The 25,688-nt window shown below is 33.6% G+C and carries 24 protein-coding genes; 11 read left to right on the top strand and 13 right to left on the bottom strand.

Features of this window, described 5'->3' with window-relative positions; genetic code table 11:
• On the top strand, window positions 1-292 hold a 292-nt coding region (locus tag GIY83_RS06985), incomplete at its 5' end, for an efflux RND transporter permease subunit (RefSeq protein ID WP_208685966.1).
• A gap of 197 nt (window positions 293-489) precedes the next feature.
• Here GIY83_RS06985 and GIY83_RS06980 read toward each other — a convergent pair.
• From GIY83_RS06980 to GIY83_RS06960, 5 genes are all read right to left on the bottom strand, one after another.
• A complete protein-coding gene (locus GIY83_RS06980) occupies window positions 490-2,124 on the bottom strand; it encodes an NADP-dependent glyceraldehyde-3-phosphate dehydrogenase (RefSeq protein WP_194619295.1) in 1,635 nt (544 codons plus the stop codon).
• A gap of 193 nt (window positions 2,125-2,317) precedes the next feature.
• On the bottom strand, window positions 2,318-2,725 hold the full coding sequence (locus tag GIY83_RS06975) for a hypothetical protein (protein WP_194619297.1): 408 nt from the start codon (window positions 2,723-2,725) through the stop codon (window positions 2,318-2,320).
• A gap of 180 nt (window positions 2,726-2,905) precedes the next feature.
• Window positions 2,906-3,418, bottom strand: a complete 513-nt coding sequence (locus tag GIY83_RS06970) for a PRC-barrel domain-containing protein (protein ID WP_194619299.1) — start codon at window positions 3,416-3,418, stop codon at window positions 2,906-2,908.
• Window positions 3,419-3,465: 47 nt separating this feature from the next.
• The gene (locus tag GIY83_RS06965) at window positions 3,466-3,633 is read right to left on the bottom strand and encodes a hypothetical protein (RefSeq protein ID WP_194619301.1); all 168 of its coding nucleotides are present in this window, start codon (window positions 3,631-3,633) and stop codon (window positions 3,466-3,468) included.
• Between the two features lie 605 nt (window positions 3,634-4,238).
• Window positions 4,239-4,697 (bottom strand): RNA methyltransferase, encoded by a 459-nt coding sequence (locus GIY83_RS06960; RefSeq protein WP_194619385.1) that lies wholly within the window; start codon window positions 4,695-4,697, stop codon window positions 4,239-4,241.
• A gap of 284 nt (window positions 4,698-4,981) precedes the next feature.
• Here GIY83_RS06960 and GIY83_RS06955 point away from each other — a divergent pair, with 284 nt between their 5' ends.
• Both GIY83_RS06955 and GIY83_RS06950 read left to right on the top strand, forming a co-directional pair.
• Window positions 4,982-6,148 (top strand): hypothetical protein, encoded by a 1,167-nt coding sequence (locus GIY83_RS06955; protein ID WP_208685964.1) that lies wholly within the window; start codon window positions 4,982-4,984, stop codon window positions 6,146-6,148.
• A gap of 96 nt (window positions 6,149-6,244) precedes the next feature.
• Window positions 6,245-6,604 (top strand): hypothetical protein, encoded by a 360-nt coding sequence (locus GIY83_RS06950; RefSeq protein ID WP_194619305.1) that lies wholly within the window; start codon window positions 6,245-6,247, stop codon window positions 6,602-6,604.
• A gap of 138 nt (window positions 6,605-6,742) precedes the next feature.
• On the opposite strand, the gene GIY83_RS06945 is transcribed toward GIY83_RS06950, so the two are convergent.
• The gene (locus GIY83_RS06945; protein ID WP_208685962.1) at window positions 6,743-9,091 is read right to left on the bottom strand and encodes an outer membrane beta-barrel family protein; all 2,349 of its coding nucleotides are present in this window, start codon (window positions 9,089-9,091) and stop codon (window positions 6,743-6,745) included.
• Between the two features lie 207 nt (window positions 9,092-9,298).
• Between GIY83_RS06945 and GIY83_RS06940 the strand changes: the two genes are divergently transcribed.
• From GIY83_RS06940 to GIY83_RS06905, 8 genes are all read left to right on the top strand, one after another.
• The gene (locus GIY83_RS06940) at window positions 9,299-10,387 is read left to right on the top strand and encodes a sensor histidine kinase (RefSeq protein ID WP_194619309.1); all 1,089 of its coding nucleotides are present in this window, start codon (window positions 9,299-9,301) and stop codon (window positions 10,385-10,387) included.
• Between the two features lie 6 nt (window positions 10,388-10,393).
• Window positions 10,394-11,092 carry a LytTR family DNA-binding domain-containing protein gene (locus tag GIY83_RS06935; RefSeq protein WP_194619311.1) on the top strand — a complete coding sequence of 233 codons (699 nt, stop codon included), beginning with the start codon at window positions 10,394-10,396 and terminating at the stop codon, window positions 11,090-11,092.
• A 537-nt stretch (window positions 11,093-11,629) separates the two neighbouring features.
• Window positions 11,630-14,014, top strand: coding sequence for a TonB-dependent receptor (locus tag GIY83_RS06930; RefSeq protein WP_208685960.1), 2,385 nt, complete (start codon window positions 11,630-11,632; stop codon window positions 14,012-14,014).
• Between the two features lie 27 nt (window positions 14,015-14,041).
• On the top strand, window positions 14,042-14,761 hold the full coding sequence (locus tag GIY83_RS06925) for an HmuY family protein (protein WP_208685958.1): 720 nt from the start codon (window positions 14,042-14,044) through the stop codon (window positions 14,759-14,761).
• Between the two features lie 7 nt (window positions 14,762-14,768).
• On the top strand, window positions 14,769-15,572 hold the full coding sequence (locus GIY83_RS06920; RefSeq protein WP_194619317.1) for an HmuY family protein: 804 nt from the start codon (window positions 14,769-14,771) through the stop codon (window positions 15,570-15,572).
• 16 nt (window positions 15,573-15,588) lie between these two features.
• Window positions 15,589-16,326, top strand: a complete 738-nt coding sequence (locus GIY83_RS06915; RefSeq protein WP_208685956.1) for a hypothetical protein — start codon at window positions 15,589-15,591, stop codon at window positions 16,324-16,326.
• 78 nt (window positions 16,327-16,404) lie between these two features.
• Window positions 16,405-17,076 (top strand): hypothetical protein, encoded by a 672-nt coding sequence (locus GIY83_RS06910; RefSeq protein WP_194619321.1) that lies wholly within the window; start codon window positions 16,405-16,407, stop codon window positions 17,074-17,076.
• A gap of 244 nt (window positions 17,077-17,320) precedes the next feature.
• Entirely contained in the window at window positions 17,321-18,343 is a 1,023-nt protein-coding gene (locus GIY83_RS06905; RefSeq protein WP_194619323.1) for a hypothetical protein, read from the top strand.
• A 501-nt stretch (window positions 18,344-18,844) separates the two neighbouring features.
• On the opposite strand, the gene GIY83_RS06900 is transcribed toward GIY83_RS06905, so the two are convergent.
• The 7 genes from GIY83_RS06900 to GIY83_RS06870 form a co-directional block, all read right to left on the bottom strand.
• Window positions 18,845-19,360: a ClbS/DfsB family four-helix bundle protein gene (locus GIY83_RS06900; protein WP_194619325.1), complete on the bottom strand. Its 516-nt coding sequence runs from the start codon at window positions 19,358-19,360 to the stop codon at window positions 18,845-18,847.
• A gap of 100 nt (window positions 19,361-19,460) precedes the next feature.
• Window positions 19,461-19,619: an MFS transporter gene (locus GIY83_RS06895; RefSeq protein WP_370514243.1), complete on the bottom strand. Its 159-nt coding sequence runs from the start codon at window positions 19,617-19,619 to the stop codon at window positions 19,461-19,463.
• A 124-nt stretch (window positions 19,620-19,743) separates the two neighbouring features.
• Window positions 19,744-20,769 carry a LacI family DNA-binding transcriptional regulator gene (locus GIY83_RS06890; protein WP_194619327.1) on the bottom strand — a complete coding sequence of 342 codons (1,026 nt, stop codon included), beginning with the start codon at window positions 20,767-20,769 and terminating at the stop codon, window positions 19,744-19,746.
• A 433-nt stretch (window positions 20,770-21,202) separates the two neighbouring features.
• Window positions 21,203-23,251, bottom strand: coding sequence for a site-specific recombinase (locus tag GIY83_RS06885; RefSeq protein WP_208685955.1), 2,049 nt, complete (start codon window positions 23,249-23,251; stop codon window positions 21,203-21,205).
• Between the two features lie 388 nt (window positions 23,252-23,639).
• Window positions 23,640-23,789 carry a hypothetical protein gene (locus GIY83_RS06880; protein ID WP_229029239.1) on the bottom strand — a complete coding sequence of 50 codons (150 nt, stop codon included), beginning with the start codon at window positions 23,787-23,789 and terminating at the stop codon, window positions 23,640-23,642.
• A 74-nt stretch (window positions 23,790-23,863) separates the two neighbouring features.
• Window positions 23,864-24,952, bottom strand: coding sequence for an AI-2E family transporter (locus GIY83_RS06875; RefSeq protein WP_194619333.1), 1,089 nt, complete (start codon window positions 24,950-24,952; stop codon window positions 23,864-23,866).
• Window positions 24,953-24,995: 43 nt separating this feature from the next.
• Window positions 24,996-25,685 carry an ion channel gene (locus GIY83_RS06870; RefSeq protein WP_208685953.1) on the bottom strand — a complete coding sequence of 230 codons (690 nt, stop codon included), beginning with the start codon at window positions 25,683-25,685 and terminating at the stop codon, window positions 24,996-24,998.
• Window positions 25,686-25,688 lie beyond the last annotated feature (3 nt).

Genomic DNA, 25,688 nt, shown 5'->3' with positions numbered 1-25,688 from the left:
GCTTCTTTTGGTAGATTTTACCAATCAGCTCCGACAGGAAGGATACTCCATAGATGAGGCAATTGCCATTGCCGGAGAAACCCGATTTTTACCTGTGGTGCTAACGTCCATAACGGCAATCTGTGGTCTTATTCCTCTAGCCTTAAATTCCAATCCTTTAATTGCACCGCTAGCTATTGTACTTATCGGCGGACTGGTAAGTTCTACCATTCTCTCGAGAATTGTAACTCCGGTGATGTACAAACTCATGCCGCCAAGTATCGAAATTGATACTAAAGAACCGCTTAATTAAATAATATAAAAATATATTAATAAAATAGATTAAGTCATGATGTATAAAGACTTACAGAGAAATAAAATGTGATATCAAAGAACTTGCCAATTCCATAAGGATAAAATTAATGGTTAAGAATTGAGCAATATTTCCAATTTAATCTTAACAAAAAAGACAGCAATTAGCTGTCTTTTTTGTTATACATTTTTAAAGTCTTAAAAAATATAATCTGTACTTAGAAAATTGGAATCGTGGTCTCTTACAATCGAATTAAATAAAGTTTTATTTGCATCGGTAGCCTTTGTAGCCACAAGCGAACGAATGGAAAAAGAACGTAATGCGTCTGATATAGATAAAGTTCCTTCGGCACTGTCTTTTCTTCCCGTAAAAGGGAATACATCCGGACCGCGCTGCGACTGGCAATTAATATTCACACGGCTTACCAAGTTTACAAACGGGTCAATAAGGCTTGCGACTTCCTGAGGATCTTCACTAAAAATACTAACTTGCATTCCGTGTGAGGCATTGATCTGGTACTCTATAGGCTCCTCAATAGAATCAAAAGGGACTACAGGTACAATAGGACCAAACTGTTCTTCGTGGTAAAGTTTCATTTTATCATTTACCGGATATACAACGGCAGGAAAAACAAACGAATTATTGGTATGGCCGCCATTTTCATTGATAATTTTAGCGCCATTCGCCAAAGCATCGTCAAGGCATTCCTTAAGATATGCTGGTTTATCCACTTCGGGAAGTGGGGTTATTTTTACGTCTTTATCCCATGGAAGCCCGGGTTTTAAAGCTGCTACGGCATCACTTAATTTTGCAACAAATTCCTCGGCAACTTCCCTTTGCACAAAAATTAATTTGAGCGCAGTACAACGCTGTCCGTTAAATGATAAGGCGCCAAGAAGACATTCATTTACTGCTACATCTAAATTCGCGTGTTTGGTAACGATGGCTGCATTTTTGGCATCAAGACTTAAAATAGACCTTAGTCTATTGGCTTTTGGATGCAGTTTCTTCAGGCTATTGGCCACCTTGCTCGAACCGATAAAGGCCAGTACATTGACCTTGCCGCTTTCCATCAAAGGAGATATGATTTCTGCTCCGCGTCCATATAGGGTATTTACAGTTCCTGGAGGAAAGGCTTCCTTAAAAGCATTCAGCAAAGGATAATGTGCCAGTACACCGTGTTTGGGTAATTTAAACAAAATAGTATTCCCCATAATTAATGCCGGAATCAGGGTTGTAAAAATTTCATTAAGAGGATAATTAAAAGGTCCCATACTAAGAACCACTCCCAATGATGATCTCCTAACCTGAGCCAGGATCCCTTCTGATTCTTCAAATCTTGAGGATTGCCTGTCAAGGTCTTTTAAGGCATCAATTGTAGCGTTAATGTATTCGACAGTCCTGTCAAATTCCTTGGTAGAATCCCCAAGGCTTTTGCCAATTTCCCACATCAGGAGTTTAATGACAGTCTCACGCTGCTGGATCATCAGATATACAAATTTCTGCATGCAGGCAATACGATCCTCCACACTCATTGTAGGCCAGACGCCTTGTCCGTTATCATACGCTGCAACCGCCGCATCAAGAGATTCCATCGCTTCTTTGACAGTTGTATGAGGAATTGTTCCAACGAGTTTACGTGAGAGTCCTTCCCCCTTCCCTACAAAAACAGGAGAAAAAACTTCTGTAATTTCCCCGTTCCAGGGTACTAATTGACCATTTAAAAGGTATTCACGCTGGTGAATTTCTGAAATCTTATATTCATCGGGAATAAGACTTTCATCTGTAAATAAACTGTTTATCGCAGTTATTGATGCTTTTGAATTTTCCATATACAATATTATTTATAACAGGTTTTGATGGGTAAAAAAGAATGTTTTTTAATTAAAATAAAACCAATGTCAATTTACAAAAATTAACTATAAAGATCTGATATTGATTAAAATAAAAACATAAAATTATTATTAAGAACAGTGACATCCCAAATAACGCAACATTGCTTTCTCCTATTTATAAATTTCCGGGCTACTTATCTTTTTGTGGAGCTGCTTTGCTTTTTGTGGTTTTTATTTTTTCGTTTTGCGGGTCAGAAGGACCTGAATAAGCTGCACCATCCTTAACGCTGGGCCCTGGTCCTGTTCCTGTGCCGGTTCCTTTTGCTTCATTAGCATCACTGCCTGTTCCCTGACCTGCTACATTTGTACTTTCTGTTCCTGTATTTGGAGTAGCTCCTGCATCTCCGGTAGAACTATTGCCTGACGTTGCAGTAGTATTTGTAGCTGAAGAATCTGCTGCGGTCTGGGTACTGTCGGATGTTTGTGTTTGTTGAGTGGTAGTAACTTCATCACTATATCCGTCCTGTTTTTTACAGGAAGACAGAAGACCGCTTAAAATGAGGCTATATGCTATTATTGTTTTAAATTGTTTTTTCATAATCTAAAAATTTAGTTTGTTGAAAGTCGCAGCTTTTGCTTTAGTAATTTTTTATACTCTTGTTTCCCGACGATTAAATCAAAACTATAATTCAGAAAAAAGATCAAACATTGTTAAACGTTTGATCTTTTAATTTAATAATAATGTCGGTTTCGTGCTGTGAAAAACTTAGCACAAATTTTATTTGTTGTCAAATTCCCTGCGTTCGTAAAAAGAATCATCATCACTGTAATACACAGAGTCAGGATCATTTTCAGGATAATAAGACTTCATAACTCTTCTTTCATACTCCCTGTCAAAATTGTGCTGACTATTATATCTGCTAGTGTTTCTAAATGTATCATATCCTATAGTGTTAGCCATAACAGTTTTCGTATCTTTATTGATACTGACCGATCCAATAGGAATTATAACATGGCTGTCTCCATCTTTATAGATAAACTCCTTGCCGTTATCCTTCGCTATAGCCTCATGAACTTCATTGCGGCTATCCTCAATTAATGTTTTGTCTGCTTTCACATCCAAATAGACAACACGCTTCATATCTTTATTAACCCAAAGATTATCAATTGTGCCTATAGTGCGGTTTTCAGCGTCTACTATTTTCCATCCTCGTACATCAGAATAGTTTGAAGCAATTTTATAATCAGAAAGTTCATCTAATCTGTATAAATTTCTATCTTTATTTTCCATAAATTCTTTTTTTAGTATTATCAATTATCTTCCGATCTTCTTACTGTCTAATTTGTCGTATTGTCTGTACTTGTAGTATTTTCTATTTGTACACCGTTTTCAGTTGTCACCTCGTTATCTCTTAAAAAGACATAGTATACAAGTGCTGAAATCAACAGGACTGCTACAATCCATGGCCATACTGGCTTCTTTTTCTCAATTTTAATTTCTGCCATAACTTTATTTTGTTTGATTTATATAATAGTTTTTTAAATACTATTAAAGGTACAAATGAGATGAGCTAAAGAAGTATTTAATTTCAGCAGGATGTTACACAATTCCCAGCATATCAGCTTTTTTATATTAGAAGAGATTAATACAAAAGTTTGGCAAGTGTTTTTTTTAGGTAAAATCTAAAGGAGTTTTTCTAATATCAGGAAATCCAGTAAATCAGAGGTTGTTTAATTTGGGTACGTAGTTTTAAATTAAATTGTTTAAACTACTAATTCCTGTTTAGTATACAATTTCAAGAAATTATGATATTGTTTGATTGAAAGTTTTGTCATATCTGTTTTATTAAAACATAATTTAGATGACAACAGTATAAAATTACGCTATTAAAAAATAAAATGATTTAAACATAGTTATACCGGGATTAATCATTTTTATTTAAAAATTGCAGCACTTTAATTCCGCTAAGAGTTCTCTTTGCAGACGATTCAAAGTTATAAATAAATCGATGGTCTCGTTCAACAATATTGTTGAAATGTTTAATTTTAGAATTTAAAAAAACAAAGGCAAGCTTAACTCCGGATGCAGTAGAACCATTGAAGTTTAGTCTCTAAGATCGTGGTTTAGACAAGTTTCTGTCGTACATAATTATAGTTCCTGCCACAGCCACATTTAAACTTTTTTCTGATTTAAATTTTACCAGTTGATGGCATTTATCCATTACTTTTCTGGATAACCCGTGATCCTCTGCTCCTAACAAATAAACACAACGTCTTGGATGTTCGAAGGTTTCTAAATCGGCAGCTTTTTCATCTAATTCAACACCAACCAATCGCGCTCCTTTAGGTAGGTTTTCATAAAAAGCTTCAAAAGTATCATAATGAAAATAAGGTATCGATTTTACAGCATCATGAGTGTCACTCGCTTGTTTAGCATATCGATTGCCTATAGTAAATATAAAAGTAGCGCCTAAATTTTGAGCGGATCGCCACAAAACACCCAAATTTTCAGGCGTTTTACCATTTTGTATCCCTATGCCAAAATATTCATTTACAAAATTGTCATTCATAAGGGCAAAAGTACAAACTGTAAGTACATCAGTCAATTTTTTATTGTTCTGATTTTGAATATAACCAATCAGAGTAACAGCAGAGAAAAAGAAAATACGTCTCTTAAAGAATCATTTCTAATTCTAAAAAACTAAAAAATGTACTACAATATATCTTATATTCGCCTAAAAGAAATCAAATCCCTTTGTCGCATAAATTAACCAAATTAGAGTTTAATGACCTCTACAAGCTATATGTACAAATCTAAAAACTAAACCAAACCCATAATTTACAACTTAAAAAAATGAAATTAACCTATACTTTAACACTCTTTATTACTACGCTTTTCCTGAATGCACAAACCAATAATTTGCAATTAAATTCAAATATTATTTTACCAAAAGACAGCATCGAAAGTAATATTTTAACAACTTCTATAAACGAATTTTTAGTTGCCGCACAACAACCAAACGAAGAAAATAAGTTGGTGCTTGAAAGCCAAAAGATTGAAACATTTATTTTACTCGATGAAATAAATGGAATAGAAAAAAGCGGAAAATTTAAGGAAAATTTTTTCTACAAACCTTATTTGACCAATTTGGTATCGATTGAAAAAGACAAGTATTTAGTGCAGATTTCGTATATGGGAGTGAATGAAAAAACACCGATATTATCTGGAAGCTTTGAGTTTATTGCTCACAAACAGAACAATTCATTTGTATTTTCTTCAACACTTATTCGAAATACAAAAAATTGGAAAGTCTTAAAAGCAGGAAATAACACTTTTCATTATGAGTCCTCTGTCAATCATTCAAAAATAAAGGAGTTTGAAAAGCTGGCTAATTCGTTTGACAAAAAATTAAAAGTATCAGACAAACATTGTGAATTTTATTTAACCTCTGACTTTTCAGCGTTACAAAAGATGATTGGTATCGATTATAAGTTGGCATATAATAGTTCCTCTGCGAGCACTTTGAGTTCAGGCATTTCAAACAAAAAATTGATACTATTAGGTAGCAATAGCGCAACATTCAATAATTTTGATCCACACGATTTATGGCACGACAGATTAAGCCTGGTTATTTCAAGAAAAAAAGTAAATAAACCAATTGACGAAGGCTGCGCTTATTTATATGGTGGAAGTTGGGGAATAAGCTGGAAAGATATTTTTACTAAGTTCAGGACAAAAGTAAGTTCCAATAAAAATATGAACTGGCTCAATAACTATGGAAAATTTGAAAATTTTGGAGAAAGCAAAGCGACTCATTTAATGCCCGAATATGTACTAAATGCTTTGTTTATACAGAAAATTGAAAAAGAAAAAGGCTTTGAAGGTGTTTGGGAATTTTTGAATTGCGGACCTTATGAAAAAACAAATGAAAACTATTTTAAAGCACTTGAAAAGCTTATAGGTATATCAAAAACAAATTTTAATGCCAAAGTTTGGGAATTAATAAACAATGAAAAATAACAAAACTAAATACGATTAGTCTACTAATCATTAATTATTATTAGTTACCTATTTTTACAAACCTCTATCCTACTAAACATTTATAAAAATTACTAAATGACAATACAAGATTTAATTGGCAATTATTCCATTTCCGGAAGTAATCAGGACGAGAATAACGGAGTAACCTACAAAGGTGTTTTGAGTTTATCATTAGACAAGAACTCCCGAATTGTTGCCAAATGGCTTATTAATAACACTCAGGAACAAAAAGGTTACGGTTTCTTTAAAGACAATATTCTGGTTATTAATTTTAGCTATAAAGGTGACGATAATAAAACCTACAAAGGAGTTGCCGTTTACAGATGCATTACCAAAGATGTTCTGGATGGTTTTTGGTCCGAAAAACATGGAAATCCGCTATATTTAGGAACCGAACATTGCCTAAGAATAGAAACCAGTGAGAAACCCAACTAGTTCTTATTTCTATTGTTTGAAAGAATTTTATAAAATAAAACAACCTAATTAAATTTCACAAAGAAAATTCAATTAGGTTGTTTGTATCGAAGCTGATTGAATCAATCAGCTTTTTTAATGGTGAAATGAGATTGGCAATTACATATTATCCGGTAATCGGTCTGCTTCGGTTTTATTACGGTTAAATCGGTATATGACGGTAAGATTTACATATCGTCCCTGTGTTTTATATTCAGATTGCAAATAGTAGGATGATGTGATGGTTTCTCTTTTTCTAATTTGAGAATCGAAAAGATTATTTACATTTAGAGTCACAGACATTTTATCTCCAAAAAAATCTTTGCTTAAACCTAAATTCGCACTATATTGTGCTTGGGTAAGCGTTTGTACACCTTGATTTTTTCCGCGATATCTAAAACTGAAATCTCCCGAAATAATTTTAGGAAATTTTATTATCGAACGAAAACTGGACAGCCAAGTCTGATCTTTGGCATTGTAACTTACATCCTTATAACTTCCCTCCTGCTTAAAAGCATAATAATTAAAGTCCAATGATAATCGTAACCATTTTGTTGGGTTGTAAGTTGCAGAAACTTCGGCTCCATAACGATTTTCCGTGCCCAGATTTACGGGAGTATTGATAAAGTAATTCTCGCTTGTACGCTCTACTATATATTCAAAAAAATTGTTTGTATGCTGGTAATAGACAGATGGGTTGAGGCTAAATTTTCCCGATTTTGTCAAAACGGTAAGTTCAAATGAATTGATAAACATTGGGTCAAGATCAGGATTTCCTACAGTTAAATTTCTTAAGTCTGAAAGTCCTGAAAACGGATTCAATTGCCAGAATCTTGGTCGGTTAATACGTTTACTGTAGCTTAATTGAAAATCAGTTTTTGGTGTTAGATTATAAACCAAATGTACCGTTGGAAATAAATTGATGTAGTTCTTAGCATTATTAAAAGTATTTTTAGTGTCACTAATTTTTATATCTGATAATTCAGATCGTAAGCCCAATAAATAATTAAACCTTTTTATTTTACTGCTAAATTGAAAATAGGCGCTATATAAATTTTCATCGTATTTTAGTTTATTCGTAAATTGATTTTGCAGCACATCATCCAAAATAGTGTAATAGTCGCTTCTTATCGCTCTTAAGTCGCTTCTAATTCCCATTTCTATTTTAGAATTTTCATTTATAGGATTAACAAAATCTGATTTAATAAAAATATCATTACTGCTCTCAATATCATTTGTATATAAATTAGAAACAGGCGATTCGTCAGGATAAATTCTTTGCTGATCAATGTATTGATTTTCATCATCATTCCAGAAAACATACTGCAGACTTGATGTCCATTTTTTGTCTTTTTTATCAAATGTTTTTACATAATTTAATTCTAAGGCATTGTAAATTTGAGGTTCTTCATATTTTTGAGATCTCGAGATAATACTATCCGTTTTATTCATCATATCCGAATAGTTGTAATTGTATTTGATGATATCTGTACTTTTATTTTTAGAATGATAATAACTTCCCGTCAGTGTATTTTTATCATTGATATAATAATCTCCCCCTATATAAATACTGGTTGTATTATCGCTTCTTTTAATATCATCATTTTGATTTAAGATCGTTGTAACACCGTTATTAAAATTTCTTTGATATTGTTTATTCCAGGCGTAAATATTCATATCACGATATCCTAAATTCGAAAACAGATTTATTTTTTCGGTTTTATAACTCACATTAGCATTCATATTATAATTCGTTGGATTTCCAATTCCGCCCTGAACTGAAGCGTTAAAACCTTTAATGCTGTTCTTTTTCAAAACAATATTTATAATTCCGCCACCGCCTTGTGCTTCATACGCCGCAGAAGGATTGGTGATTACTTCGACCTTTTCAATATTTGCTGATGAAATTTGCGACAAACCATTATTGTTCGTTAACATCGAAGGTTTTCCGTTAATTAAAACGGTTACACTGTTATTCCCTCTCAGGCTTACCACACCGGCTACATCTACGTTTACAGAAGGAACATTATTCAAAATATCATTGGCCGATCCGCCGCGGGACAAAATATCTTTTCCAACATTAAAAACTTTTTTATCCAGTTTTAATTCCACCCCGGATTTTTCGGCAATCACATTTACTTCGTCTAATTGATTGATGTCTTCCTCTAAAGAAATGTTTTGTACTAAATCCTGATTCAGCTCAAAATTATTGGTTGTATGCGTTTTATAAGACATGAATTCAACCTTTAGTTGATAGTTTCCTGAAGTATTTTTCAAGAGATAATTTCCCTGATCATCTGTAGAAACTTTTTTTGTTTTCTCGGATGATAAAACCAAGATAATGGTAGCGTACGGCAAAGGTTGTTTTGTTTTAGAATCTATAACTTTTCCGGTGATACTAAATTCTGTTGATTGCGCGAAAACCGTGAATCCGAAAAGAAATGCGATTAATAATAGAAGCTTTTTCATTTTGATTGATTTTATAATTCTAAGCAAATCTCTTTTTAAATTGCAATCAAAATTCACACACATGGCATAAGAACCACTATTGCCTACAGACATCTAAATATTCGACATAAATCACGTTTATATCCATTTCTTATTTGTTCATAGTTGTTTTTTCTATGTTTATCGACTCCAGGTTTGTCATTATAAATAAATATTAACTTTGTGGACATGTCACCATTCGAAAAACTATTAAACTTCTCTACCGCTCACAGACTGAGCGCACACGTCATTTTTTGGACGTTTACTTTTATTATGTTTTTTAGTAAAAACACCTCTTCAGATCCTGAAGAATTAAGGGTTGATATACTGTTTACGGTATATTATGAAATTTTTTCGATCATAGCGGCGTATTTTTTATCCTATAGAATTTTACCTCGTTTGATGGTTCCTCAAAAACATATTTGGGTTTGGATCGAATTTATTTCAGTGTGTTATTTGACATCAATAACTGCCCGAATAGCAATGATTTATGGCTTAGAACCTTTTGTGCGTAAACAGCCTTTCGTCCAGGAACCTATTAGTGAGATCCTGACCGATTTGCCGACTTTGTTTTGGGCTTATTTTTTACACATCTACTCGTTATCTCTGTTTTTTGTTTTTATAAAATTGATAAAAGACCAGTATCTCATTCAAAAAAAGTCTTTACTGCTTGAAAAACAAAAGGCTGAAACCGAATTAAAAATCCTGAAAGCACAATTAAACCCTCATTTTTTGTTTAATACGCTTAACAATATTTATTCGCTTTCTATCATAAATTCTCCCATTACATCACAATCTATTGCTGTTTTGTCAGAAATATTAGATTGCATTTTATATCGCTGCAGCAGCACTTACGTTCCTGTTTCGCAAGAAATTACATTGCTTGAAAATTATATTTCGCTCGAAAAACTGCGTTATGACGACCGTTTGAGTGTCACTTTTAATCATGAAATGGATCAAAACGGGTCTATTGCACCATTGATTTTGCTTTCATTAGTCGAAAATGCTTTTAAACACGGAGCCGGAGAAGATATTGGGACAGCACCAAAAATTGATATTGATTTAAAATTACTCAACAATAACTTCGAATTTATTATTAGAAATACCATTAATAAAACAATACTCGAAACAGAAGGCGGAAAAATTGGTCTGAACAATATTATTCAGCAGCTTGATAAAATTTATCCTGAAAATTATACCTTTAATATTACTAAAACTGATGAGGATTTTACAGCATATTTAAAAATTAATCTTTCTCCGGAATCTAATTTAGCTTAAATAGAAATGAAGATAAAGTGTTTATTAGTCGATGACGAGCCTTTGGCAATCAGTTTATTGCAAAATCATATTAGTAAGCTGGACTATTTAGAAGTTGTTGGTACGTGTTCAAACGCGCTAAAGGCCGCAGAGATTTTAAGAAACACTACTGTAGATTTAATGTTTTTAGATATTAAAATGCCACAAATTACCGGATTTGATTTTTTGAAATCATTACGAAATCCGCCGGCTGTTATATTTACAACCGCATACCGCGAATATGCCCTGGAAAGCTACGAACTTGATATTGTAGACTATCTTTTGAAACCCATTACTTTCGATCGTTTTTTTAAGGCTGTCGATCGTTATTTAAGGATAAGCGGCCCTGTAAATAATAAGGTTATTATGCCAACGCAGGAAGATTTTATTTACATTAAAAATGCATCAAAATATAATAAAATCAATGTTGATTCTATTTTATATATCGAAAGTGTAAAAGATTATATTATTGTGCATCAGAAAGATGGCATTAAACTTAATGCAAAATATAAGATTAGTGATATCCAAATAGAACTACAAGATAAAAGCTTTCTTAGAATACATCGTTCGTTTATCATTAATTTAAAAAATATTACTGCCTTTACAGCTTATGATGTTGAAATTGGTACTATCGAAATTCCTATAGGCGCCAGTTATAAAGAATATGTTTTTAAAATGCTGAAATAATTAAAATCGAATAAAAGGATTTTTATACTTATTTATTCTTTTAAAATCATTAAGTCTGTAATCGTATTGCAGGCTTTTTTTTGATCATTTTATTGACAACTCAAAAAATGGAATGCATCTTATTATTTAACTTTTAGAAGTGGAGATACTCTTCATCTTATTAATTTACTTTCGAAAAAAAGAAGAATAAGTGATGCTAATCTGTTTAATTTTTTAATAAAACACACCCAATAATTAAGATTTTTCATTCAATTAAAAAAATAAAAACATACTGTAATTAACTAAAAATTATGTTAAAGTATTCTTAATTATTAAAATCATTAAAAATTATTACTAAAATATAATTACTTAGTAATCAGACTTTAAAATAATTTAACCTCTTCTAAAAATTTAAGTCTAAATAATCTTCTAATTTCTCTCTATTGGCAAATGTGTAAAAAAAATACTATTAGTAAATCATTAATTACTATTTTTACACAGTCTAAATAAGAATAGTTGCTTTGTTTTTTTCGAATTTAAGCAATTGATAATTCACCAATGAGAAATACCACTACTTACAGTTTTATACCAAAAATGATTATTACAGGTTTTATTCTGCTACAATGTAGCTTAATGCAATCGCAAACAAATACGATAAAAGGATCAGTTTATCAAGCAGAAGATCCATTATCAAAAGCAATGATAGTATTAGAACCTGGTGGAAAAATCGCAACATCAGGCAGCAATGGTTCTTTTTCATTTTACGGATTAGCAAACGGAAAATATACGATAACAGTCACTAATATGGGATTTAAAGATTACATACAAGAGATTGTCTTAGACGGACATGCTGCCAAAAATCTTCATATAAAGATGGAAGCTGGCATTGATCTAAAAGAGGTAAGTGTTGTGGGCCGCGTTGCAAAGAATAATCCCGAAAACTTAATCAACGCTCAATACAGCGCCATGCCTGTAACCATAATTGACCGAAAAACAATAGAATTAATGGGTAGCCGAAGACTTGATGAGGTATTAAAAGAACAAACCGGTATTGCTGTTGTCAATAATATTAGTGGCGGTGCAAGATCTGTAGGCGTGCAAATGCAGGGTTTTGGGAGTGAATACATTATGGTACTTATAGACGGTCAGCCCATGGTGGGCAGAAATAATGGCAATTTTGACCTTTCGAGAATTAGTGTTTCCAACATTGAGCGTATCGAAATCATAAAAGGTGCTTCGTCGAGTCTTTATGGTAGTGAAGCGCTTGGCGGTACTATAAATATTATTACAAGACATGGAGTTATCGATCCGCAAATGCAGGCTTCTTTAAGCCACGGATCGCTGAATATTATAGATGCCACACTCGAAGGCGAAACACCATTTTTACAAAACAAAGGAACCGCAAATCTCGCTGCCAACTATTATAGAACAGACGGTTACAATACGAATTCGAAATACATAAAAGGAAACACCTCTCCTCCTTATGATAATTACAGTTTACAAGGAAGATCTCGTTATCAAATCAATGAAAAAAGCTTTCTTAATTTAAGCGGGCGTTATGGTTTGCGCCGTTCTTTTATGCAAAAGGATTTTGGTCTGGGACATATATCCGGTGATAATCAGGACGAGCAGGATCTTAATCTTTCTGTCTCTTTCGATCATCGTTTCAATAGTAATCTCAGAAGCATTACCAGATATTATCTCACTTATTATACTGCAGATATGAGTGTTGCCTGGCAGCAAACCAATAATGCAGTGAGTCAGGATGTGTTTAAACAAACGCTACACCGATTTGAACAGCAGTTTTCGTATAGCAACAATAACACCTATCAGCTTGTTGGAGGCATTGGCGCAAGTGTCGAAAATATGAATGACAACGCGCTTAACAATGTAAATTCATTAGAAAATTTCTTTTCCTTTATTCAGGGTGAATGGACGCCTTTTCAAAAACTAAAAGCTGTTGGTGGATTGCGATACGATCATACCAACAATTTTGGAGGAAGATTGAATCCAAGTTTCGGATTACAGTATTTTATGACTCCCAAAATAACTTTTAAAGCCGGTATTGGTACAGGTTTTAAAGCTCCTGATTTTAAAACCAATTATTTAGTGTTTTACAATTCCAGCAGTAACTATTTGGTCATTGGTAATGCTGTCCTCGTTCCTACACTACAGCAAATGCAAAAGGACGGACAAATAAGCGAAATCAGGCAATATGTCCTTAACCAAACTGCCGGAAATCTGCAGGCTGAAAAAAGCACATCTTATAATGCAGGAGTAATTGTAGAGCCTTCTAAAAAATTTAAAATCGAAGGAAATCTATTTTATCATAAAATAACCAATCAAATCAATAGCATACAAGTTGCTACAGGTGCCAACAACAGGATTATCTACACCTATCAAAATCTTCCTGAAGCGGTGAACAAAGGTTTTGAAATTGGCTTAAAATACAGTCCGCTTAAGAATCTGGAAATAAGCGCCGGATATCAATACTTAATTGCGAAAGATCTTAGTGTAAAAGACAGTATCAGTGCAGGAAAATGGCCTTATAGCCAAAACATACACGATTCTGCTACAGGAAACTCTTATAGACCGCGTCCGTCTGATTATTGGGGAATTGAAAATCGTTCCCGTCATATGGCAAATGCTTCGATTTTTTACAATTATACGCCCTGGAAACTTAATGCAAATGTCAGGGTAAACTTTAGAGGCAAATATCCTTTTGGAGATCGAAACGGAAATCAATTCATCGATAAATATGACATTTTTGTAAAAGAATATTTCCTTACCAATGCCAGTCTGGAAAAACGTTTGCTAAAAGACCATCTCAGCATCAGATTTACTGCAGATAATATTTTCAATTATACCGATCCGTTAATGCCCGGGCAGCCCGGAAGAATACTTCTGGCGGGTGTAAGTTACCGATTCTTTAAAGATCAATAAAAAATAATAAACATTAATACTTTCTAAATGATAACAAACAAAACCGTTAAAAAATACTACGCACTGGTATTACTTTTTACAGTGACATTATTCACCTCATGCAGCAGTAATGAAGAAGATACAACTACTTCTCTAACAGATGGTAAAAGTACCGTAATTACTGATCTTGCAGGAGATACAGGAGCCTCTATGGGTGGTGGTACAAATGGCAAGGAACAAAGGAGTTTTCACACCTTTCTTTTCCGTTTTAGCGACCAGAAACAAATATGGCTTCATACAAAAGCTGACTCTTTGCAATATATGAAAACAGCCGACTGGGACATTGCTTTTACAGGGCCTTATAACAGTGAGGTTTTTGTAAATAATGCCAAATACCAATACAATCCAGGTTTTGGTGGTCCAGCCGAAAAAACAGCTGTAATTTTGGTTAATGATGATTATAAAAACGTAAGCCAGGCTCCTTCTGATGCCAATTTTGATAGCAGCGAAGTTACCAAAATAGGCTGGGCATCATCTGAAAGTTCTGCTGGCTGGTTCTATTACAGTTTAAGCAGTCACATTATGCAGTCCATTCCAAACCGAACATATGCCATAAGACTTCCAAACGGAAAATATGCCAAGCTACAGCTTATAAATGCTTACAAAGGCAATCCGCCTGCCGTAACAGATCTTAACTGGCCTGCGCCTTATTTTACCTTTAGATACTATGTTCAAAATGACGGAAGCAAAAATTTAAGCACAAAATAATTATTCCATGAAAAAAATTAAAACCCTAATTAAGGAAATACCACAAATACTTTTGCCTCTTTTATTCCTTGCGGTATTACTAACAGCATGCTCATCTGATGATAAACCCGCAGACTCAGAAAACGGCGGCGAAAATCCCGGAACAGAAGTACCTGATAATGTTTTATTTTATAAAGTAGTACATGTAAAAAATTACCAGGGAAGCACTTCTGATGACAACCCTACTGCTCCATCGGCAACGCTGTATTACAGTCTTGAAGAAAACAAAGCTGTAGATGGTTCTTATAAAAAAACCAAAAAATGGGATCTTGCATTTGGCGGACTTTATGCCAGTTTTTTATCTGGAAATAACAGCAGTAATACACAAAACAACGGTGCTCTTGCCGGCGGTAAGGGTGGTATTACAATCGTAGAAAAACCTTTTAGCGAAGTGGTTGATATTCCTGCTGATAGTCAGTTTAAGACTGGTATAGACCTTATTGGTACAGATGATGCAGGTTCGTTTGGTAACGGAACTGGATGGTATTTGTATGATTTTGGTGGCGAAGTGGTGACTGACGGAACTAATCCGCAAAAAGCCCACGTTGCGTATGCACTGGGAGAATCTCTTAAAATTGCTAACGGAAAAGTTATTCCTGCCAGGACAGTTATCCTTAAAACTGCAAATGGCAATTATGCTAAAATAAAAATGATATCAGTGTATAAAGATGTGTATACCTCTGCCGAGTGGTTCAAAGATACTCCGCATATGTACTACACTTTCGATTATGTAATGGTGCCGGCCGGAAGCACCAAATTTTCAATTAAATAACCCTATCCTAATTAACATGACTATTAAAATTACCCCATTAAAAACATCTTTGTTTTTTACTGCTTTTGCATTATTTAGTCTCTTAACCTCATGTGATAATGAAGAAGACAGATGGACAGATGTAAAAGGAGAAACGGTCAAAGAGATCGTAACAAATCTTGATGCCAAACGAATTATATCGTTTAAAGTGACCAATCCAGGCGAAAGTCAGGCTTTATACAGCGCTGTAGATAACGTAAAAAAAACGATTACAGTTTACTTGCCCTCTTATTACGAATATCAATATCTGGAAACAGCTATAACATTACCAGAAAAAACGACTATTTCTCCTGCTGCTACTGAGTTGTTACCGGTATTTAGTAAAACTCCGGTAACCTATACAACAAAAGCAACTGATGGAACAACTGCTGTATATACAGTTAAGATTGTAATACAACAGCCTTCAATAATTTTAAAAGAATTGTCTACAGAAACCGAGACTATTACCATTCAGGCAGGGTCTTCTGTAACCGTAAAAGGAGAAAACTTTATACCCTCTTATGAAGTGACAAAGCTTTTTATTGTAGACAAACAGGGAAACAAAAAATTCCAGTTGAAACAATATAATGATGGAATCGATATTGCGAGTTTTTATGTTATGTACTCTTTTCCTTCTATAGAAAATGGTCTTCAGGCTGATACTGATTACTGGTTGTTAATGGAAAGCTATAATATCTCCAAAACAATGAAATATCCTTTTAGGGTCACCAATTAAATAAGAAAATAAAAAAATGCCTGTCTTCGTTGCCGGGGTAATGAAATAAGCCACTTAATCTATTTAATATAAAAAATTATGAAAAAATTAATTTTATCAATTGTAGCATTGGCTGCTATTTCAATGACATCTTGTAGCAATGACGACCAAACTGCTGACTCACAAGCGCAAGCAAAAGATCAAGAAGGATCAAATAATCTAACAAAAAAAGCTTTACTTGATCTTTGTACTGTAACCACAGCATCTGTAACTGTTAACAGATGGCAGGCTCCATCATCTGTTGATGCCAACTGGACTCCGGTTGCTGCAACAATTGGCGGTGTAAATGTTCAATGGGAAGGAATCTACGGTGCTTCTATACGTCCTGTAGGTAATACTGGAAAATGGTATGTAGGTACAATAGACCTAAGCTCAACTTGTGATGAGTGGGGAACCTGGAAAACAGCGGTTGCTGTAAAAAATGCAGCAGCTAATCTTGGTACTGCTCCAACTGACAAATACAATGTATTAGGGTATAACGGTACTATATCAGGAATAAATTACGGTTTAGGATATTATTCATACAATATCACAACGCATGTTATGACTCCTTCTAAAGCTATTGTAATCTGGAAAACAAACTCAGGAACAGATGCTACATCAGTTACTAGTCCTTCATCAGCAACAGAAGCTTATTTGGTAAAAGTAACAAGCGTTACTCCAGGTACATCAACAAGTACAATAAACTATAACTGGACAAAAGTACTATAATTAATAATGGCGTAAAAAAAGAACATGGGATCACGAAATGTTTACAGGTTACTTGCAGCAAAAGCTGACCGGCGATCTCTGCATATTACCACTATCATATCATTCCCCCATGACTATCAAACGGCTTTATAAATTACCGTAAGCATCGAAAGTACAGGCATTTTAAAAAAATAAAAGCAGGCTAATCAATGAGCTGCAAAATTAATAAATAAAATCTTTTAAAAATTAAATCCCCCATAGAATCATGGATAAAAGCAACAAAACCGGTATATTTTTACATAGGGCTATACTACTTTTCTTATCAACACTTTTTTTTTCCTGTGATACAGAATATGTTGATAAAATAAATGACATTCCCGGTGATGTAGTGCAAGTTCCCGGATACACCCAAATCGAATCATTTACCTTTAAGGATACCGAAAATAATGCCATTAGTGGTGCTATAACAGATGATGCTATAATCATTACCTGGAGCAGTTATATGGCGCTTCCGGAAACTATAAAACCAGAAATTGTTTTGGGTACAGAAGCAACTGTTAGTCCCGCATCAGGTGTAGAAGTTTCTTTTAAAGATGGCACTGTATATACTGTTACTTCAAAAGCGGGAACAACTAAAAAATATACCATCAAAATAGATCTTAGACAAAAAGAACCAAAAAGCTGGACATACAATGGCGGAGACTTTTTGTACAAAGGTTTTATGCAAAACATGACTAATAATGGTTCATCAAATAGTATTGACAATTTATGGTTAAGCCTTAAAGATACAAGAGTATATTTTGTAGCAGCTAGCGATAAAAAAACAGAATATACTGCCGAACTAGTCTATTTAGGAGTGGGCGATGCCACATTATTTCCAGCTTACGGAGTATATTACTTTCTTCCTGATAATATGCCTGCTGGTCAATATGATATGCGTATCAAGAATGGCGCTTATATATTGCAAAACACAAGCGTAGATAACAGATTTAAAGTTGAGGTTGCAGAACCGGATTATTTTTCAGCAGAAAGATATGGTTCTCCAATCGAGAAAAAATCCGGTGAAACCTTCGAAATTCGTGGCGGAATGATGAATACCATAACCTCGGCAGTGATTTACAATAACAAAGCTAAAACTTTAATTTATCCTATCGAAATTGTAAGCCTAACTCCGTACAAAGCTGTATTTAAAGTACCATCAGGAATTCCTGCAGGAATATATGATAGAATTAGATTTACAACCAATGATGGTTCTTCAGTTTTAAATTATACTATAACTATTAAGTAACAATTTTGTTTTTTGAAAATAAAAAGCCTTTAGATATGATTTGAGGTCACTGAAAAATTCCTTTAAAGTTGAAAAGGTAGTTTTACAAGTAAAATTGAGGCTCTCAGAATCGTCTGTACAAAAGTATTCTGCATCACCTTTTTCAATATTGAAAACAGCCTCTTTTGATAAACAGCTACTTTTTCAGTGCCCTCTATGAATTCTAAAGGCTTTTTTGTCTATTAAACAGTTTTTTTCAGCAGCAATCCCCTACCGGAGCCTGAAAGTGCTAACTGGCGAAGCAAATCGTACCCCTGACTCCATAAAATTGGTCGTTTTTTTTCCAATTATATCACATAGAGTTGATTAAAATCCATCTCTGCAAAATATTTTCTTCCTACAGAGCTTTTAAAAATCTGCGTAAATCAGCGCTTTCGCGAAAGCCAATCTGTATTATCTGCGTTAATTCCCTTGCAAACTACAAACCATTCAACTATTACAAGAAATTAGAATTTGGAATTTTCACAACAAACCATCCCTTTCTTTCTTCCATTTGCGTATTCTCCCGCGGGCATTTGTATAAGGCGAAGCAGTATTCAATTGAATCATTCGCCCTAATGTCCATTTTTCATACCAAGGTATTTCGTAAAGTTCATGATTCGATTTGCTTTTAATGAATGCTATAATTGAAGCTACATTATTGTCGAGTTTTACAAGAAGTTCCTCAAAACTATTGTTTTCATAATCTTTGTAAAATTTTTGAGCCAGTTTTCCTAATTCGTTCCATTTGTAGCCTGTTTCCGGAATATCGACAGCATCGTTTTTCATTTTTTTATAATTCCATTTTAAGACCAATTCTCCCCAGCCTATAAGATACGCCATAAGATTATTGATACTCATCAAAGTTCCTTTGCTATGACCTTCCAGTTCTTTCAATGTGGTTAACTCAACAGGAATACTTAAAAGTTCCTTTTTAAGTTTATTATAATTTGCAATTATTGCCTCCAGCAATTCATATTGGTTAATGGGAACAGCCATACAATTATTAATTTTTACTTACTCAAAAATACTATAAAGTATTAAAAAACATATTAACTATGAATCGTTTAAATTTTAAAAATTGTTTCCTGAAGTTCTTCTAAAAATTTCCTTTGGTTTCCGGCATTATAAAAATTACGAAAAGCAATTGAAATACCATCATTATTGCAAAAATTAAAAATACAGCTCCGGCTCCGATGGTAGAAAATAAAAAGGGAAGTTGTTGGTAACAGCCGCAAGAATGCAGTTTACAGATCATCCAAAGGCCTGGCCGCTGGCAAGCAAATGAAATAAAAAAAACTGAGAATCAATAAATGCTTATCGGGTCTTAGATTTTCTAAAAAAGTTGTATTTTTTAAATGCCGATTAGCACAATAATTATCTTACTTCACAAGCGATGACTCGCGTATTATTAGTTCTGTTCTTAGTACAATACTGTGATGAGGTTCACTCACATCTTTTTTCTTTAAAAGAGGCAACATCAATTCCATCAGTTTAGTACTTATTTCGATCAAAGGCTGCGCAACAGATGTGATCATAGGATCGTAGATTTTGAACATGTCATTATCATCAAACACAATGATGCCTAAATCTTTAATTAATTTTGGATTGTTCTCTTTTAAAACTTCCAATCCGCTTTGCGCAAAATAGTTAGTGGCAAAAAAAACAGCGTCTAAATCAGTATGTTTTTCGAAGAAATCCTTAATATACTCCTTGGCTCTTCCTTTGATAATTTCATTAAAAGGAATTTGAAGTGTACGTGGTTTTAGACCATTTTCTTCGACTGCTTTTTCGTATCCAGACAAACGTCCTTTCATTTGACTCTGATCTGAAGCCGTTGTAATAAAACTAATATTTTTAAACTTATTTTGTATCAAATGCTGCGTCGCTTCAAAAGAGGCCTGTACATTATCAATAACAACACTATTACAATCTAATCCTTCAAAAAACCTATCTAATAAAACCACAGGAATATTATCTTTTATTAAACCTTCAATAGTATCTTTTATTCCCGGAGAGGGTACAATAATAAACCCATCTACCTGACGAAAATTAAATAAATTGATTAATTCATTCGATTTTTCATCATCATTTTCGTTGCTGCAAAAAATTACTTTATATCCTTCATTGTATGCAATATCTTCAAAAATTCGGGCAAGTTTAGAAAAGAAATTATTCGAAATATCTTCTACCATAAAAACCAAAATTTTAGATTTTCCGGTTCTAAGGCTTTGTGCTATTTGGTTGGGTCTGTAATTTATTAATTTTGCATAATCTAAAACCTTTTTTGTAAGTTCTTTAGAAATGTGTTTTTCTTTTGCCTTACCATTCAATACAAAAGATACCGTAGTTACAGATATCTTCAATTCATCGGCAATATTTCTAATAGAAACAGGTTTTTTCTTCATTTTAAAATCATTTTTTAATCTAGAACCACAATTTTTGCTCAAATGTAGTAAAGTTATTATTGTGGTATAAAATTAGTACTATTTTACTTGAAATCAGTTACAATGTTTTAATCCCGCAAGACGCCAAGTTGCATTTTTTTTGTTTCTCGCAGATTTAAATTGATTAATTGAGGTATCGCTTCTTTATTCTATTAGTCAGCAAATTTCTCTAAATTAATTGCTGTTAAGTATTTTAGAACTTCAATAGCAGGAAGAAATTGTGGATAAATAATATATGCAGAAGCCAAGCTTTTTATTGTTAACTATAAAAAAAAACGTAAAGGATTTTTAAATACATAAAAGCAAAGTCTACAGTAAAACTAGCGCAGACCTTGTTATTTGTAAGTTAAAAGGAATATTCTATTATTTTAGAAAAAACAAAATAACCATACTACTATTCTGAAACAGCACTATTATTCTTTGGCGGAAAAAAGAAATGCAAAGGCTTACTTCTAAAATATCGAAAGATCGCTCTTGCTACTTTTCTTAACTCTGAAAGTGGAATATTTCTGGAACGAAACGCAAGCCCTAGTGATAAACTAAAACTAACCATAAAGTTGACCAGGCCAATCAGCCCAATACCTATCACTGACCAGAAAAACATTTGTTGACTTACATAAAAATCAGCGCCATATAAAGCCATTGCGAAATTTCCGCTGGCAAAAGTAATGTGCCTGATGTCAATATTTAATCCGAAGAAAATTCCAATAAAAACAGTACTTCCCATAAAGACTCCAAACCAGAAATTGGAAATAATTCCGGCCCATTTATTTTCATAGACTGAGGCTAATTTCTTCGTCCACCTTTTTCCTAAACTCATTTTAAGTAACGGATGTTCCTGAATGCGATAGTAAATATGGTTGTGCTTGTCGCGATTGGCAATACTACCCGCAATAATCCCGGATAAAAACAGAAAAACCCCGGCTATAGCGGCATGAAAAATTGCCGGCGAATCAATAGGATTAAGATCACTGATTAAAGTTGGCCATTTTTCTTTGGCAATATTATAATGAAATATTTGATCAATAGCCCAGATTCCAAGTAATGAAACCGGAAAAGCAATAATAACGTTCCCTACAAAGGCTATAAACTGCGAACGGAATACTCTGGCAAAAAATATAGCAAACTCTTTGTATTTATAATCTTTTTTCTCTTGTATTTGTTGTTTGAAACCTTCCTGCAACGCTCTTACCAATGCAGAAGCTGTCATTGCCGGTTGCTTGGTTGCCAGCGTAAATCCCAAAATATAAATGATGATAAACCCTATAGAATAATTCATGCTGTATAAAAACATATGACCAAAACCACTGGCATGCACTTTTCCTAATAAGAGCTTGATAATACACAGTATACCCACAATAAAACCACCACCAGCTGCTGACAAAAACATTTTATAATACTCTTTACGGCTGTTTGTAATATAATGTTCTCCCGTATTGGCGGTATGCTGGGTTATTTCATAAGATAAAAGCTGTGTGCTCTCGTTGACTAATTTTTGAATATTGTTTTTATTACAATTGTACTTAATCAGTTTATAAGAAAGGTAAATTGTATTTCTGTTCGCATCTTCCTCGTTGCCTTGTATCAAAAGCGGCAATAAGGATCTTAGTCGGTCGAGTTGCTGGCGAATGCGTAAAAGGCTTTGATTGACATGCAGCGAAATACCAAATTTATTACTGTTTTTAAAAGCCGTTTCGATATAATCTGTGCATTGTTTGTGCAGGATGATCAATTGTTTATAGTCTAAATCTTCGGCATTGATAACACTGTCAGGAGATTGTAACAGTTTTTCATTCATGAGCAATAATTCGCGCTGAAAGGCAATAAAAGGACTCTCGAGATTTTCATATTCAGGTACCATCCTGATTACATCTGTTTCCATGGCAGATCCACAAATACGGTAGGTAATAACTTCCATGGCAAAAACCAGTTCATTAAACGATGAATTCTCTTCGCGAACCCCGTAAATAGAACGAAATTTGAGCAGTGAAAATAACTGCAGGATTTGCTCCTGAGGTATTTTACCAATCCACAGTAAATCTGTATTGACAAAAAAGACCTGATTTAAGATAAATTGCAAGGTATCTTTTTCTGGCTGCTCAGGAATTAATTTGGCAAAAATTCTCTTGCGCACTTCAAAAAAGAAATTGGCATCCTGAAGAATACCTGCATCTGAAAGGATTTTATTAAACTTTTTATTTTCTAAATTAGTGCTGATGCAATCCATCAGACCGTCACGATAATTTGGGTTTTCCTGAAGCAGATAAATAAGTTGAGACAGATCGACTTCGGTTATTGTTTTTGGATTTTTAGGACGAATTAAATTTACTAATTCTACCAGCACTTCTATATTTTCTTTCTTAGATTTCCATACTTGTTCATTATTAAAGTTTTTTTCGAAAAAGGACTTTAAAGCCATTTTTGTTTTTCTTCTCAATTTCATTCTAATTCTATTTAATTATTGCTGTTTTGTGCAAATAAACGCATTCTTTTTATCAAAAAAGGGCAAATCTGTAGTGAATAAAAGTATTTTATATGAATTCTTGATTATGGGTGCTGTAGAAAAGAATTCTGCCGTAAAAAATAAAAACTGTTCGAAAATTAATCTCCGGACAGTTTTTATTGCTGTTATAATTTTACTTCTTTATTGGTAAACCAATACAAATTTGTTGAGTTGCGACTTGCGAAGCCATACAGAGTTCCTTATAATCATAATTAGACAGAAATATATGATCTGGAATATTTGGTTTTGAAACTATCAAAAACCATTGTTTGTAAGATTTTACATTCAGACTGAAATGATCAAGACTGCTATTTGTTTTTATAACCTCTCAATCAAAAGGCAAAACAAGATCTACACTCTGTTCCGTACCATTGATGTTTCCCCAGGAAATATCTTTTTTTATGGTTTGACTTTCTAACTTTAGCTGCGCGAGATGAACAGTGCCTATTTGTTTTTGTGCAAAGTATGTAATGCCCATAAAAAAATGATCAGAACCAATTCGCATTAACCATAAATGATTCTTTGTATAAATTTATTTTATCAGTAAAAAATTCATTTAGCATTTTCATCAATGATAACAACTTCATTCTCCGGATCTTCGTCAAGCCAGGCAATGAACAATTTATAACCTATCGAAAATATTATGGGCCCCACAAATAAGCCAATAAATCCCGACATAATAAAACCGCCTATAACGCCCAAAAAAATAACAAGCATTGGAACCAAAGCGCCTTTGCCCAGTAAAAGTGGTTTTAGAATATTGTCTGATAATCCGCTAATGATAAAAAATATGGTCCACAGAATAGCATAACCCGAAACGCCGGTAGAAAAAAGATAGATAATAACGCCAATATTGATAATGGTAGGGCCTATTTGTAAAATAGAAAATATTAAACATAGCAAAGTCAATATTCCTGCATAAGGAATTCCGGCCAAATAAAGTCCGAATGCCTGAATAAGGGTCTGGATTATCGCCACGCCTATTATTCCTTTTACAACCTGATAAATTGTCGATACAGAAATGGTTAGAATTTCATCGGCTTTTGAGCCTGCAATTCTTTTAATAAACTTTACGGCTAAATTCTTAGCGCTGGTCGATACCAATAAAATCCCGGCAATTATAACCGATAATATAAATTGAAGAAAAGCCAGTCCTGAACTCAAAACGCTTTCCATAATCGTTTTGGACAGTTCGGTTATTTGCGTACTGTATTTAAGTAAACTATGCTGTAAATCTGACGATAAGGAATATAAAAAGTCATATAAAGATTTGCCTATTATGGGCCATTCTTTTATGGTTTGAGACGGTGGTGTAATTTTAAGTGTTCCGGCTTCAAAACTATTTTTTAATTCTAAAAAATTGCTTGTTGCCGAACTTAAAAAATAAACGATTGGCAGAATCAATAATCCAACAATAGTTACTGTGAGAAGTACAGAGGCCAGTGTTTTACGCCCTTTTAATATTCTCTGCAGAAAATTAAAAAAAGGATAAAATATAATTGCCAGAATCGTTGCCCAAATCATAGGCATAATAAAAGGCAGCATTAGTTTGAAACAAAAGCCAACAATTAGTACCACAAAAAAGAGTTGCAATATGGTTTCAAATAGTTCTTTTCGGTTATTTAAATTAGACGTTTTCATTGTTTATTTTTTTAGGGAATAGTAAAACATTCGTGATTTGTTATTATTTATTTTGAAAAAAATTCGCATCAGAAACCAATCGGCCAATGAGAATTACCGGAAACAAAACGCCCGTAAAAGCTTCGACCTGAACCAGCGATCTTGCAACAGGATGAAGCGGTACAATCTCACCAAATCCTGTGGAGGTAATCGTTACATAACTGAAATACAAAAAACCAGCCAAATCACTATTTATCTTAAACGCAGAAGGTGTAAAATGAAAAGAACCTTCAATTTGTTCAAAAACAAATAAATAGGCAATGCACCAAAGATTGGCCAGCAACATATAGACTACAATTGAACCTATTATTTTGTAAGTGGTGACAGGTCCGGGTTCAAAAACTTTTATTAAAACCAATACAATAAGCAAGGAAACTGTAGCAATTGTTAAAACAAAATCTGTAAGCAAAACAAAATTGCTTGTGTTATACATACTGACCCAATTGAAAACCACAAACAAAAATGGTACGACTGAAAAACGAATGGCCTGCTGTTTATTTTTGGCCAATGAATAAATCCCTGCCAATAAAAATAACATCCAGAAAATGTTTAAAATTACCATAAATGATGAATGGCTCCCCAACAGCGGAATTACAATAAAATGCATAACAAAAAGGAGCACCAGCATACTGCTAAGCCCGCTTTCTTTGATCCAGAAGCGATAGAAAAACCGGTCTTTTTTTTGTTTTATCATAAT

Origin of the sequence: Flavobacterium sp. SLB02 (assembly GCF_009664855.1) — a bacterium.
In the GTDB taxonomy this organism is placed as follows: Bacteria; Bacteroidota; Bacteroidia; order Flavobacteriales; family Flavobacteriaceae; genus Flavobacterium.
The sequence above is the reverse complement of the archived record's forward strand: the minus strand, read 5'-3'. Positions and strand labels throughout refer to the sequence as shown.

Excerpts from the sequence above, each read along its gene's own strand:
- GIY83_RS06980 (WP_194619295.1), bottom strand. The coding sequence starts at position 2,124 with ATGGAAAATTCAAAAGCATCAATAACTGCGATAAACAGTTTATTTACA.
- GIY83_RS06975 (WP_194619297.1), bottom strand. The coding sequence starts at position 2,725 with ATGAAAAAACAATTTAAAACAATAATAGCATATAGCCTCATTTTAAGC.
- GIY83_RS06970 (WP_194619299.1), bottom strand. The coding sequence starts at position 3,418 with ATGGAAAATAAAGATAGAAATTTATACAGATTAGATGAACTTTCTGAT.
- GIY83_RS06965 (WP_194619301.1), bottom strand. The coding sequence starts at position 3,633 with ATGGCAGAAATTAAAATTGAGAAAAAGAAGCCAGTATGGCCATGGATT.
- GIY83_RS06960 (WP_194619385.1), bottom strand. The coding sequence starts at position 4,697 with ATGAATGACAATTTTGTAAATGAATATTTTGGCATAGGGATACAAAAT.
- GIY83_RS06955 (WP_208685964.1), top strand. The coding sequence starts at position 4,982 with ATGAAATTAACCTATACTTTAACACTCTTTATTACTACGCTTTTCCTG.
- GIY83_RS06950 (WP_194619305.1), top strand. The coding sequence starts at position 6,245 with ATGACAATACAAGATTTAATTGGCAATTATTCCATTTCCGGAAGTAAT.
- GIY83_RS06945 (WP_208685962.1), bottom strand. The coding sequence starts at position 9,091 with ATGAAAAAGCTTCTATTATTAATCGCATTTCTTTTCGGATTCACGGTT.
- GIY83_RS06940 (WP_194619309.1), top strand. The coding sequence starts at position 9,299 with ATGTCACCATTCGAAAAACTATTAAACTTCTCTACCGCTCACAGACTG.
- GIY83_RS06935 (WP_194619311.1), top strand. The coding sequence starts at position 10,394 with ATGAAGATAAAGTGTTTATTAGTCGATGACGAGCCTTTGGCAATCAGT.
- GIY83_RS06930 (WP_208685960.1), top strand. The coding sequence starts at position 11,630 with ATGAGAAATACCACTACTTACAGTTTTATACCAAAAATGATTATTACA.
- GIY83_RS06925 (WP_208685958.1), top strand. The coding sequence starts at position 14,042 with ATGATAACAAACAAAACCGTTAAAAAATACTACGCACTGGTATTACTT.
- GIY83_RS06920 (WP_194619317.1), top strand. The coding sequence starts at position 14,769 with ATGAAAAAAATTAAAACCCTAATTAAGGAAATACCACAAATACTTTTG.
- GIY83_RS06915 (WP_208685956.1), top strand. The coding sequence starts at position 15,589 with ATGACTATTAAAATTACCCCATTAAAAACATCTTTGTTTTTTACTGCT.
- GIY83_RS06910 (WP_194619321.1), top strand. The coding sequence starts at position 16,405 with ATGAAAAAATTAATTTTATCAATTGTAGCATTGGCTGCTATTTCAATG.
- GIY83_RS06905 (WP_194619323.1), top strand. The coding sequence starts at position 17,321 with ATGGATAAAAGCAACAAAACCGGTATATTTTTACATAGGGCTATACTA.
- GIY83_RS06900 (WP_194619325.1), bottom strand. The coding sequence starts at position 19,360 with ATGGCTGTTCCCATTAACCAATATGAATTGCTGGAGGCAATAATTGCA.
- GIY83_RS06895 (WP_370514243.1), bottom strand. The coding sequence starts at position 19,619 with ATGATCTGTAAACTGCATTCTTGCGGCTGTTACCAACAACTTCCCTTT.
- GIY83_RS06890 (WP_194619327.1), bottom strand. The coding sequence starts at position 20,769 with ATGAAGAAAAAACCTGTTTCTATTAGAAATATTGCCGATGAATTGAAG.
- GIY83_RS06885 (WP_208685955.1), bottom strand. The coding sequence starts at position 23,251 with ATGAAATTGAGAAGAAAAACAAAAATGGCTTTAAAGTCCTTTTTCGAA.
- GIY83_RS06880 (WP_229029239.1), bottom strand. The coding sequence starts at position 23,789 with ATGGGCATTACATACTTTGCACAAAAACAAATAGGCACTGTTCATCTC.
- GIY83_RS06875 (WP_194619333.1), bottom strand. The coding sequence starts at position 24,952 with ATGAAAACGTCTAATTTAAATAACCGAAAAGAACTATTTGAAACCATA.
- GIY83_RS06870 (WP_208685953.1), bottom strand. The coding sequence starts at position 25,685 with ATGATAAAACAAAAAAAAGACCGGTTTTTCTATCGCTTCTGGATCAAA.